General features: G+C 55.3%; 9 protein-coding genes. 7 read left to right on the forward strand and 2 right to left on the reverse strand.

The window, feature by feature from the left end; translation table 11 throughout:
- Positions 1-71: 71 nt before the first annotated feature.
- The 6 genes from LAO76_08775 to LAO76_08800 all read left to right on the forward strand — a co-directional run bounded on the left by LAO76_08775 (position 72) and on the right by LAO76_08800 (position 6973).
- Complete coding sequence (locus tag LAO76_08775) at positions 72-494, forward strand: biopolymer transporter ExbD (GenBank protein ID MBZ5491011.1); 423 nt, start codon at positions 72-74, stop codon at positions 492-494.
- A gap of 338 nt (positions 495-832) precedes the next feature.
- Positions 833-1330: a ribosome maturation factor RimP gene (locus tag LAO76_08780; GenBank protein MBZ5491012.1), complete on the forward strand. Its 498-nt coding sequence runs from the start codon at positions 833-835 to the stop codon at positions 1328-1330.
- Between the two features lie 43 nt (positions 1331-1373).
- Positions 1374-2942, forward strand: a complete 1569-nt coding sequence (gene nusA, locus LAO76_08785; protein ID MBZ5491013.1) for a transcription termination factor NusA — start codon at positions 1374-1376, stop codon at positions 2940-2942.
- Positions 2943-3013: 71 nt separating this feature from the next.
- A complete protein-coding gene (gene infB / locus LAO76_08790; GenBank protein MBZ5491014.1) occupies positions 3014-6004 on the forward strand; it encodes a translation initiation factor IF-2 in 2991 nt (996 codons plus the stop codon).
- Positions 6005-6043: 39 nt separating this feature from the next.
- Complete coding sequence (locus LAO76_08795; protein ID MBZ5491015.1) at positions 6044-6346, forward strand: hypothetical protein; 303 nt, start codon at positions 6044-6046, stop codon at positions 6344-6346.
- Positions 6347-6430: 84 nt separating this feature from the next.
- Complete coding sequence (locus LAO76_08800) at positions 6431-6973, forward strand: hypothetical protein (protein MBZ5491016.1); 543 nt, start codon at positions 6431-6433, stop codon at positions 6971-6973.
- Between the two features lie 85 nt (positions 6974-7058).
- Here LAO76_08800 and LAO76_08805 read toward each other — a convergent pair whose 3' ends face one another.
- Positions 7059-9599, reverse strand: a complete 2541-nt coding sequence (locus LAO76_08805) for a DPP IV N-terminal domain-containing protein (GenBank protein ID MBZ5491017.1) — start codon at positions 9597-9599, stop codon at positions 7059-7061.
- A gap of 191 nt (positions 9600-9790) precedes the next feature.
- A complete protein-coding gene (locus LAO76_08810) occupies positions 9791-11374 on the reverse strand; it encodes an alkaline phosphatase family protein (protein ID MBZ5491018.1) in 1584 nt (527 codons plus the stop codon).
- 251 nt (positions 11375-11625) lie between these two features.
- On the opposite strand from LAO76_08810, the gene LAO76_08815 reads away from it, so the two are divergent.
- Positions 11626-12024 (forward strand): hypothetical protein, encoded by a 399-nt coding sequence (locus LAO76_08815; protein ID MBZ5491019.1) that lies wholly within the window; start codon positions 11626-11628, stop codon positions 12022-12024.
- The last annotated feature ends 166 nt before the right edge of the window (positions 12025-12190 follow it).

Consider the following 12190-nt stretch of genomic DNA (forward strand, 5'->3'; position numbering starts at 1 on the left):
AGTGTCAATTAGTGCAGCGCGCAAAACTCAAGTGGGATCGTCAACGCAATCCCGCGCTAAGGAGCCGAGCCATGTCAATGATGGTTGGAGCGCGCAGCACGCAGTCGTGTGAGATCAACGTCACGCCGCTGATTGATGTTCTATTGGTCCTGCTGATTATTTTTATGGTGATTCTGCCCGAGCACAAGTGGGGCGAGAAGACGCTGGTCCCGCAGCCGAGTATCGAAAGCAAAACCACGAATCTTGAGACGCCGATTGTCATCCAATTGAAAGACGTTGGAGAAGGCCAACGGCCTCTTCTAAAGATCAACCAGGAAGAAGTTTCCTGGGATGCCCTTGAATCCCGACTTACGGCGGTATTCAAGCTCAGGGTCGACCGGGTGGCTTTTGTGAAAGGCGATCCCGAAGTTGACTTTGAATATGTGGCGCAGGCAGTGGATATTACGCACCATGCAGGCGCTGACCGTATCGGCTTGATGGGAAAGAAAGATTAGCTAGCGCTGATGGGTGAAAAAGTCGCCTTACGAGACGTGGCGGGAACTGCCAGTAAACAAAGGGGTTGGCGGGCTTAATAATCCGCAATAAGTGCAGTTTTACAGGCGTATATACATTGTTTTTTGCGAGTATTGGGCGTATTATTAGGAAGTGGTAGCTGGTTTCGGCTCAGGCCGAAGGGTGGTCTCCACCCCAACAGGCGCAAGGCGTGCCAGTCGGGGACCCCGGATCTGAGTGGGTTAGATGTCCCCAATTCGGCGAACGTACCAGTGGGCGGATTGCCCACTTTTATTTTGGGGAGAAACCAAGCTTCACCAAGTAACGTGTTCGGAAGTGGATGGCGGCAGACCTCAACACAATTCGCGAAATTGCTGGCCGCGTGGCCACGGCACAAGGCATAGAAGTTGTGGATGTGGAATTACGGGGCGGCGGCAAAGCGCGCACCTTAAGAATCACCATCGACAAGCCGGAAGGCGTAACGCACGAAGATTGCGCCATGGTCAGCCGGGATGTATCGACCATCCTGGACGTGGAAGATGCAGTAAGCGGCCCGTCTTACACGCTGGAAGTTTCGTCACCGGGGCTGGATAGGCCGCTAAAGAGGCCGGAAGATTACAGGCGCTTTACCGGCAGCAGAGTAAAGCTGACGACGCGCGAGCCGGTAAATGGGAACAGGCATTTTGAAGCGCGTTTGCAAAGATTTGAAGAAGGAAAGCTGATTCTGGAAACGATTCCGGGCAAGAAAAAGCCGAAGCCGGGACACGCCCAGCCGGTGCAACAGTTTGAAATAGAGCTGGCGAACGTGGAAAAGGCGAACCTGGTACCCGAGATTTAGGGAACAGAAATTTCAGCAAGCAATAATTAAGGACCGTTTTCTTATGGCAAGTGAAATTTATAACGTGATTGACGCCCTGAGCCGGGAAAAGGGGATTGATCCGCAAATTGTGGTGAGCGCGGTGGAAGACGCCATAGTTGCGGCCACTCGCAAGAAGGAAAAGAGCCAGGAAAATCTGAAGGGCGAACTGGACAAAGAATCCGGCATGATCCGCGTGTATGCGGTGAAGAGCATTCTGCCCTCAGAAGATGACATTGAAGATCCGCAACTGGAAATTTCCCTGGATGAAGCCAAAGCGATTGATCCGAATGCCGAAGTTGGCGGCGAAGTTCGCTTCCTGAAATCGACGGAAGGGCTGGGCCGCATCTCAGCGCAGATTGCCAAGCAGATCATTTTCCAGAAAGTCCGTGAAGCCGAGCGCGATACTGTTTACAACGAATACATTGGGCGCGTGGGTGAAGTTTTAAACGCAACGGTAAAACGCATTGAAGGGCCGGATGTGATCTTTGACATCGGCAAGGCTGAAGCTCGCATGTCAAAGAAAGAGCAGTCGCGACTGGAATCGTTCTCAGTGGGCGAGCGCGTGCGGGCGGTGCTGGTGCGCGTCGATAAAAATTCTAAAGGTCCTGCCGTGGTTGTTTCTCGTGCCGCGCCGGAACTGGTGCAGAACCTGTTCCAGACAGAAGTACCGGAAATTTACGACGGCACGGTGCAGATCAGGGCCATTGCCCGTGAAGCCGGTGAGCGGACCAAGATTGCCGTGATGTCACGCGACAAGGACGTGGACGCCGTGGGCGCATGCGTCGGCATGAAAGGCATGCGCGTGCAATCGATCATCCGCGAGCTGCGCGGCGAAAAGATTGACATTATTGAATACCACGAAGATCCGGTGACGTTTGCGGAGAAAGCCCTGCAACCGGCCAAGGTAAGCCGCGTGACCGTGGTGGACCAGGCAGATAAGCACCTTGAAGTTGTGGTGGACGACAGCCAGCTCTCGCTTGCCATCGGCAAGAAAGGGCAGAACGTGCGGCTGGCGGCCAAGCTGCTGGGCTGGAAAATCGACATCAAGAGCGAAGAAGAGAAGCGCCAGGAAGTGGAACAGCAGATGGAATCGCTGACCACGCAACAGTCCACGCCACTGGAAAAGGTGACTGATCTGGGTGAGGCGCTGATCGGCAAGCTGAATGAAGCGGGCATTTCCACGGTGGAGGCCCTGGCCGACATGACGCCTGAGCAGCTTGAAGAAGTGCCCGGCGTAGGCCCTAAAACAGTGGAAAAAATCAGCATTGCGGTGAATAATTACTTCTCTACCCTTGAAACAAGTCCCGCGGCCGCCGTACCGGAAGCCGGTGAAACAGCCGCTGTGGAAGGCGGAGCGGCTGCCGAGCCAGTGGCTGAAATTGCAGCCGCTGAAGACGCAGCGACGGAGTATGCCGAAGCGGTAGAGACAGGCCAGAGCAGTGAAGCCGCTGCGATCGCCGGAGTAGAGAATGCACCCGACGCAGACGTGGCAGAAGTGCACACGCACGGGGAAGATCAGCCAGTGGATGCAGGGTTGGTAGAGCCGGAACTGGCAAAGCCCGATGAAGAATCGGAAGAAGAACTTTCGTAGTGAGATTCAAGGCAAAAAACCGTGAGGTCATTATGATCGCGTAACAGGTACTCGGAGGAAATAGAGAGCGGATGAAAATTCGAATCAATGATCTGGCCAGAGAGCTTGAGGTAAAAGCCAAGGTAATTTTGGATATTTTGCCGGAGGTGGGCGTGACCGAGAAAAAAACCCACTCAAGCTCGATTGAGGAAGATGAAGCGGTACGGGTACGAAAGCATTTTTCGGCCAGATCCGGCTCGTCTTCGCGGGAAAGAACTCTCGCGACAGAGGTCAAACCAAAGATCGACCTCTCCAAGATTTCGAAACCTGGCGACGTAGCAAGGCTGCTCAGAGAAAGAGAGCAGCAGCAAAATCATCCGCCCGCACCTCCGGTCAAAGCGCCTGCCGTTACCGCTCCGCCCGCTGCTCCTCCGGCGCCAGTGAAAGCTGCGCCGCCTGCGGCAGCTCCGCCATCGGCAGAAAAGCCGGCTGTTGTGGTTACAAAACCGGCTGCTCCGGCAGCGGAAAGAAGTGCTGTGGTTACACCTCCTGTGGTTAAGCCGACGACGCCGGCAGTGGTTGCGCCTCCTCCAGTTGAAAAGCCAGCCGCTCCGCCCGCAGTAGTGGTCACGCCGCCTGCACAGCCTCCAACAGTTGTGGTTACGCCACCGCCGGCAGCAGCACAAAAACCGCCTGCAATGCCTCCAGCGGCAGAAGCGAGTCAACAAGCGGCTCCGCCCGCGCCTCCTTCCACCAAACCCGTGCCAGGCCAGCCAATCGTGCAGCAGAGAAGAATGATTACGCCGCAGACAGGGCCTCGTCCGGTATACACAGCGCCGCCGCCGCGCGCCGTTGCGCCAAGCGTCCCACAAGGCCGCCCAATGCAGGGAGCCCCGGGCACACGGTCTATGCAGGGTCAGGGCGGGCCAGGACAGCGTCCGCAGGGCGTGGTTCGCGGACAGCCAATTTTTCAGCGGCCTCGTCCAGGTGGACCGGGAGGTCCCGGTGGTCCTCCGGGATCGCGTCCACCGTATCAAGGCAGGCCAGGCGAACAGCGTCGGGGTCCGCACCCAACAAGCTCTCCGCGTCCGGGTGGCTATCCGCCGCGTCCTGGAATGGGCGGAGTAGGCCCAGGTGGCCCACCGCCGCCTGCGGGAAGACCGGCACGTCCGGGTGGGCCAACGCGCCGTCCAGGCCAGCCTTATATCCCGCGAGAAAAAGAAGGCACGATGAAGGGCTTTGTTCCACCGCCGCGCCTGGCGTTGTCGAACGAGCCGCTTCCTATCACCCGATCCATCACTATTGGCGAAGGCATCAGCGTAAAAGACCTGGCGGAAAAGCTGGGCGTGCGCGCCAAGGATTTGATCGCGCGCCTGCTGATGAAGGGTGTAATGGCCACAGTGAACCAGAGCCTCGATTTCGAACTGGCCAAAGAGTTGGCGCGGCATTTTGGCGCTGAGTCTGAGTCCATCAGCTTTGAAGATCAGGCAGCGCAGGAAATGGCAGCGCTGACAGGCGTGACCGAAGAAAAAGCCGCTCTTGCCGCGGTTACGCGCCCGCCTGTGGTTACGATTATGGGCCACGTCGATCACGGCAAAACGTCGCTGCTCGATGCCATCCGTGAAACCGACGTCGCGGGCGGTGAAGCTGGTGGAATCACGCAGCATATCGGCGCTTACAAAGTAAAGATCACCAAGGAAGATTCACCGGCCTTCGGTCGGCAAATCGTGTTCCTGGATACGCCGGGTCATGAAGCGTTTACGCGTATGCGCGCCCGTGGCGCCAAAGTCACGGACATTGTTGTTCTGGTTGTCGCAGCCGATGACGGCGTGATGCCGCAGACGCTGGAAGCCATGGACCACGCCAAAGCCGCGAAGGTTCCGATCATCGTTGCGGTGAACAAGATCGATAAACCAGATGCCTTGCCTGATCGCGTGAAGAAGCAACTCGCTGATCGCGGACTGATGCCGGAAGACTGGGGCGGCACCACGGTGTTTGTGGATGTCTCCGCCAAGAAGCGCACGAACCTGAATCTGCTGATGGAAATGATCTGCCTCGTGGCCGATCTGCAGGACCTCAAGGCCAATCCAGAGCGTCCGGCAACGGGCACCGTGGTTGAAGCCAAGGTCGATCGCGGCCGCGGCGTGGTGGCAACCGTACTGGTACAGAACGGCACGCTGCGCGTGGGTGATAACTTCATCATCGGCAACACGTTTGGCAAAGTGCGCGCCATGTTTGACGATCGCAGCAAGGCCGTGGAAGAAGCGCCGCCTTCAACTCCGGTTGAAGTGTTGGGACTCGAAGGCTTGCCGCAGTCGGGCGACGTTCTGATGGTTGCCGACCGCGAAAAGGCGCGCCAGATTGCCGAGTACCGTGAACAGCGCGCCCGCGAAGCCACGCTGGCCAAGAGTTCCAAGCTTTCCCTGGAAGGCCTGGCCGAGCAAATCAAGACTGCCGGCATGAAAGAACTGCCGATTATCCTGAAAGCCGATGTGCAGGGATCGTCGGAAGTTCTGGCCGATACGCTGACCAAGCTTTCCAATGAAAAGGTGAAGATCAAAATTCTTCATACCGGTGTGGGCGCCATCAATGAAAATGACGTGCTGCTGGCGTCAGCCTCAAATGCCGTGATTATCGGCTTCAATGTGCGCCCGGAGCGCAAAGCCCAGGAACTGGCGGACATGGAAAAGATCGATATCCGCCTGCACTCGATCATTTACGAGCTTCAGGACCAGATCAAGAAAGCCATGCTTGGCCTGCTCGATCCGGTCATCAAGGAAACCTACCAGGGCCGCGCCGAAGTTCGCGACACGTTCCGTGTGCCCAAGGCAGGCACCATTGCCGGCTGCTATGTGCTCGACGGCATCATCAAGCGCGATTCTGATGTTCGCCTGGTGCGCGACGGCGTGCAGGTTTACAAAGGCAGAGTCGGCTCGCTCAAGCGCTTCAAAGACGATGCCAGCGAAGTGCGCAACGGCATGGAGTGTGGTATCAACCTCCAGAACTTCAATGACGTAAAGAAGGGCGACGTGATTGAAGCTTTTGTAACCGAGAGAATTGCAGCGGAAATGGGAGTAGCATAGATATAGACGGGTCCCTGTAAGAGCAAGAAAGGAGAACCCATGGCAGAGAATCGGACCATTGAGAAATCCCGCCCGACGATAGTGGACTTCTTTGTGGGATTGGCCGTGTTGATTGGCGCTTTCCTGTTTCCCGTTTTCGTGTTCGGCGCGCTCCTGCTCTGTATTGTTGTGGCCGGCATGGGAGGCAAGCGCTACGAAAACTTCTTCGTGGGACTGGTGATGATCTGGTTCGCGTGGCGATTCCCCGTGTTCGTGCTGAGTACGTTGCTGATAAGCCTTCTAATTATTTCAGTGGGAAAGGCCATAGCACCCAGGCGGGCCCCTGTGCGTTTGAGCTCTTGATCGGCAAACTGCTGCAGCTATCGTCTACATGGCTTGAGTTGATGATTGAATACCCTGGAATGTCCCGATAGAACCTGCTTCCGCATGGATCTCAAAAACCTGCCTCCCGCAATGACCGCTCAACTGGCCAACATGGTTGAGGATTACGTCACGAGCAGCCGCAAAAAATATGCGTCTCAAGCCTTCCCGCTGACGGACTCGCAGCGCGCCGCCGTGCAGCCCTTCTTTTCATCCGCAGTGCTCGATTCAGCGCGGCTTTGCGTTTTGCGCGGTACTCGCGTGTCGAATCCTTCCATGTATGCCATGGCCAAGATGATGGGTATTCGCAACCTGCCGGATTTCGCCGATATGACGGCAATCACCTTTGTGGACGTGATCGTTTCTCATCAGGAATTCACGGATGCGTTGCTCTTCCATGAGCTTGTGCGTGTGGCGCAATATGCACAGATGGACCTCAAAGAGTTTGCTGCACGCTTCGTCAATGGATTTATTCAGGGTGGCAGTTATCAAGAAATTCCCCTGGAGAAGATGGCGCATGCGCTGGAAAACCGCTTCAGCCAAGGCGGAGGCAATCCGTTCTCCGTCGACGATGAAGTGCGGCAGTGGCGCGAAGCGGAAAAGGTTTAAGTACTTTAACTCCTGGTTTGGCTTGTACGGCCCCACGTTTCTTACATCAATGCGACGTTATCTCCGCCTCATTAATTTAGCATCTTCAGCGTGCCGGCGGGGTTGCGCCCATCAAGTAACGCACCAGGTAATCCTCGGTGCGCCGCGTAGTGTATTGGGGAAATTGCGTGCGATGAGCGGCCCCCGGCAGGTACACCAGATCAAAATCCTTATCAGCTTTTATCAATGCCTCCAGAAATTGATTGGTTGAGCCGGGCGGCACGTTTTCATCAAGTTCGCCCATCAGAACCAGCAGATGGCCCTTGAGCTTTGCGGCTTTTTGCCGCATGTCTATTACCTTCCAATTCTCCGGCACTTCGTCAGGCCTGGGACGAAGATGACTGCCGTCGCTGTAAACAGGCACACCTTGGTACGCATACCACTCTTCGCATGGATACACATTCTGCATGCCTCCGGGAGGGATATGTGCCACACCGACCTTGAAGAAGTCAGGAAAATCCAGCATGCCCCAGAAAGCGCTCCAGCCGCCATAAGAACCGCCAACGATTCCCACGCGGTTGATATCCATGTAAGGCAGGCGCGCGGCCATTTCTTTAATCACGGCAACGTGATCATCAAGGCCCATAATATTGAGCTGGCCATACCCAGCCTGAGAGAACTGGCGGGAGCGGTAAGGAGTTCCACGAGCGTCAATTGCAACCACAATGAATCCCAGCTCAGCCAGCATTGCACTGGTGGGGAGAGAGGGCACACCGCTGGTGGCATGGAGAAAGTTTCGAGCCACCACAGCAGTAACCGGCGTGGCATATTCAAGATCGATGACCGGATAGCGTTTTGTCGGATCAAAATTGCTGGGCTTATAGATCAATGACCAGAGATCGGTCTTGCCGTCCGCGGCCTTGGCCACAAATTCTTCCGGCGGACGATAATGCGCGGCAAGCACAGCACTGGCATCGCCTTTCTCAAGAGTTGAGATGAGCTTTCCATCGTCGGTGGAGCGAATCACCGTTTGCGGCGGTTGATCGGGAGTAGAAAAACTAAAGACGGCAAATTTGCCGCTGGGCGAGATGACATCGTAGCCGAAAACGTTATCAAGCGTAATCGGTCTGTCATCCTGGCTGGTAAGCATATGGTCAGCATGTTCAGGCGAGAGCAACACCAGATCTGAACCATCAAAATTGATGCGGTATAGATAGCGATAGTAAGGATTGCCTCCTTCTCGGCCTGACGCCGTAAAGTACAAGCGCCGCTTTTCCTGATCAACCTTGATAATGTCACGCACCAGCCACTCGCCATGGGTGATCTGGTTTTTCAGCTTGCCTGTCTGTCCGTCATAAAGATAGAAGTGTCCCCAGTCATCGCGCTCAGAAAACCAGATCACATCTTTGCCGTCAGCGCTGATCCAGACGTCAGGAGAATCCCAGGAGCCTGAGCTCATCTCCATTCGCGGGCTCATGTGTTCTTCTACGATCGTCCGCACTTTGCCCGTCGCCAGCTCAACGTCAAACAAGAACCCCGATTCCATATTGTCGCCAACCGCTACGGCGTACAGATGACGTCCATCAGGGCTCCACCACTTTTTGCGGATAGGGAAGCCGTCTGGGTCCACGGCCAGCAGCTTGTCATAAGGAAAATTCAGGCGCGTGCCTTTTCCGCTGGGAACATCGAAAGCAAACCATTCGAGAGTCGGCGGCTTTTCGCCAGCCAGGGCCATTCGAACCATGTGCAACTTTGGACGAAAGCTTCCATCGGCGGGCACGGTTTCAACATATGGATAATCCGCGACGTGGCGCTCATCTGCGTGGGGAACAATGACCGTGCGTGAATCTGGTGACCAGTAAGACGCCATGGGAACAAGGCGATGCCCGGCGGCCACTGCTCGCTCACGCGGAATGGACGCATCTTCATACATACCCAGGTAGGTGCCATAGCCAAAATGTTCCACGCCGTCATGCGTGAGCTGCCGGTCTTGTCGACTCTTGACATTCCGCAGCCACAGATTGTTGCCGCGGGTGAAGACTCCCCATTTAGTGTCTGGGGAAATCAGCACACCTTCGTTTGGGTCTGCTACGTGGCTTTTAGCTGTCGGGGAAAAGAACCTGATCTCGACGGACGGCTTGGGGAAAACCGGCTTCCCGGCGGAGCATTCAACAGGAGGCTTGATTTGGCAATCGTAGTCTTTGTCCTGAACGCGGACGCGAATCGAGCTGCGATCAGCGTTGAATGTAACATCCTCGAATGGCAAAGTGTCCGCGGACGTCTCAACTCCGGCAGCTTTTGTAAACGCCTGTGCCAATGCCTGATGATCAAACGCAGGATGCGCGGCCCCAGTCGCCGCGTTCACAAGCATAAACTCGTGAGTTTTTGCTGTACCGCGCTGATACCAGAATTCATCTTGCTGACCGAGCCAGTGTGGGACTAAAAATGCTACTTTTAGTTTCTCCCTGAGGACTGGTGGCCGCATCTCGTTGGAACGGGCGTAATCTTCAGCCGTGAGCTGCAATGGCACATCTGCCGCTGTTGCAATTGCTGAAGGTGTCTGGGCGACGTTCTGACTCGGGACTGATAGCGCAATAAGCAATAAAGACCACACTACTGAGGATGCGCGGCGCGGACTGAAGACCATGGTGTTACTCCCTAAAGTAGATCTACTGAAGAGGGTAGCAGGAAAGAATAGTCCCAAGTGAGTGAGTGGGAAGGCCAACGCAGTCTCCACCTGTGTAGAGCTTAGGGAATCTCGAGGACCATTGCGCGCGTGATGAAATGAAAAGCGGCTCCCTGGAGCATGGGAGCCGCAATCATTTGTAAAAGTTCTGGTTAGTTTTCGTCCGCTGAGAAGAAGAACGGAAGCACTGGAATCTGTTCAGCACGGACAGAATCCAGCCGATCAGGATCCAGACCCAGACTGCGGAGAATGGTAGGTGCTACCTGCTGCGTAAGCACCGGCGTCTTTACCTGTTTCGATTTCAGCAAGGGATTTGAAAGCAGGAGCGCCACGTGAACATCGTCCTCATTCATGCCTCCATGTTCGGCGATTTTGGATCCGGTAGTGAAGATCACGCCGGTGTTGACCTTGAGAAGAATGTCAGGAGTACGTTCGTCATGCAGGGGGCTGTTGAATTTGTTGGCCATCGATTGCAACGCAAATATCTCCTGAATCCCAAGCGCTGCCTGGTTCGCGGGCGTACTCAGATTGGCGACCACGCCGGTTGTGAAAGATGGGTCTTTCAGCCAGATAAGAGAGGCATCGTCGGAAATATCAAAAGCATAGGATGAGCCCACAGTGGAAGCGGGCAGGCCGTCATCGATTGGCGTGCGTTTTTGAATATCGATGGGCGATTGGCCGTGTTTGGCCGTTACGATGATCAATGTTTGGTCAAGCAAGCCATTCTGCTTTAGTTCACTTACCATCCGGCCAAGCGACTGGTCAACGAAATCCAGGTCACCTGCCAGCAATGCAGAGGGCGTTCCCAGAACATCCGTGTAGCCCGCGCCTTTGAGTTTCTGTCCCACGCTCACGGCCTGAAAATTCATGCCGAAGATCGCGGGGACTGGTGCATGCTTGGTGCGGTCGTGAGTGAAGCCGTCAATCTGATTAAGGACGGCGTCTACCTTGATCTCGTCATAGCAGGTGATGTTCAGTGTGCTTTTGGTCCAGTCATCGGTATGGGCGGGATCAGGAATGGTGTGGCAGCGTGGTACGTCAAAAGGAGCAACGTTCAGGGGAACTACCGCAGAGTTGATCTCCGGTCCAAAGAAGTCATTCGTCCCATGATTGCTCGGGCCGTTGACCCATTCATACGACGGGTGTTTGTCGATCCAGGCGGTATAGAGGCCGGCTTCGCGCGCAACATTGAAGATTGTATTGACGCGCAGATACTGGTGCGGAAAAACGGGCTGGCAGCCATTGCTCGGATCGCGAGGGAGATTCGCCGGGTTGATGCCTCCGCCAGCATCGAGGCGCGAAAGATCGAAATCAACGCCTTCATCGTATCCCAACGCCGCGCCCACTGTGCCGGGACAAAGGTTGGCGCCTCCCGGGATTCCGGTTCCCGTGGTCTGCGCGGGAGGAGAAAGCTTGCGGTTGAAACTAACGTCGTACCAAAGCCCGGCCGTTGTCGGCGACCCTCCGGTAACCAGCGCAGCCAGGCCAGGGAATGAATCAGAGATATATGGCGTAGATGCGTTCGTGTAGGTGATGCCATGGCCGCTGAGTTGCGCCAGGGTTGAGCCCGGATGTGCGGCGATGTAGTTCGTCAGATCGAGCGCGTGCATGCCGTCCACACTGATGAGAAGCACGTGCTTGATGTCACGGCTGTCTTCATCGCGGGCGAACGAGAGTGAGCTGACGGCAAGTGCGAGTACCATCAGTAGAAAAAAGCGGGATTTGCTCGTATGCATAAATTCTCCTCGGAGGGCGATTAAGGTAACGGAGAAATCTACGAGCAGAACAATGCCGCCGTGTGAATGTCAGGTTAAAGAATTGTGAAAAGCCGGCCTGAAAGCTTGTGGAAAAACGTGCTTGCTGAGATTGGGCGGCGGATACTCGGAACAATACTTGATCTCTGCTGAATCCTTAGCTATTCTGGAAATGAACACAAATCACGCCCGTCGGTTCTTTGCCGGCGGGCGTTTTTCTTTGGAGCCGATAAATGACTGACGCCGAGATCCTTACGCTGGTCGACCGCCTTGAGCGCTGCCTACTGGGGAAAGAGGAATTTCATCATCGTGATCATCTGGCTGTAGCCGTGGTTTACCTGTATGCGTCCGATCTAGAGACGGCTATGGATCGCATGCGCAGCAACCTGAAACGTTTCGCGGCGCACCATGGAATGAGCGGTCTCTACCATGAAACTCTGACGCGCTTCTGGCTGCTACAGGTCGAACGGCATATGGATCGCAGCGAATGTCTGGAGCAGTCAGTGAGGAAGATCCAGGAGAAACTCAGCGATAAAAATCTTGCATTCGAATATTACAGCCGTGAGCGAATTGACTCACAGGAAGCGAAAGAGAAGTGGATCGAACCTGATCTGAAACCGCTGGCTGTTTAAAGCAGACCCAAGAAATCCTGTATCAAGAATCACCTATCTCTATTCTCTTGAATGCGCCATCCTGAACCGAGCACGATTTCTTGTGTTGCTTTACCATGCTCCGGATGCGAGGTGAAGGATCCGCTCTTTTTCAGGGCCGTCGATCCTCCGAGCAGTCCTGAATAAC

Source organism: Terriglobia bacterium (assembly GCA_020072645.1).
Lineage (GTDB): Bacteria > Acidobacteriota > Terriglobia > Terriglobales > Acidobacteriaceae > Angelobacter.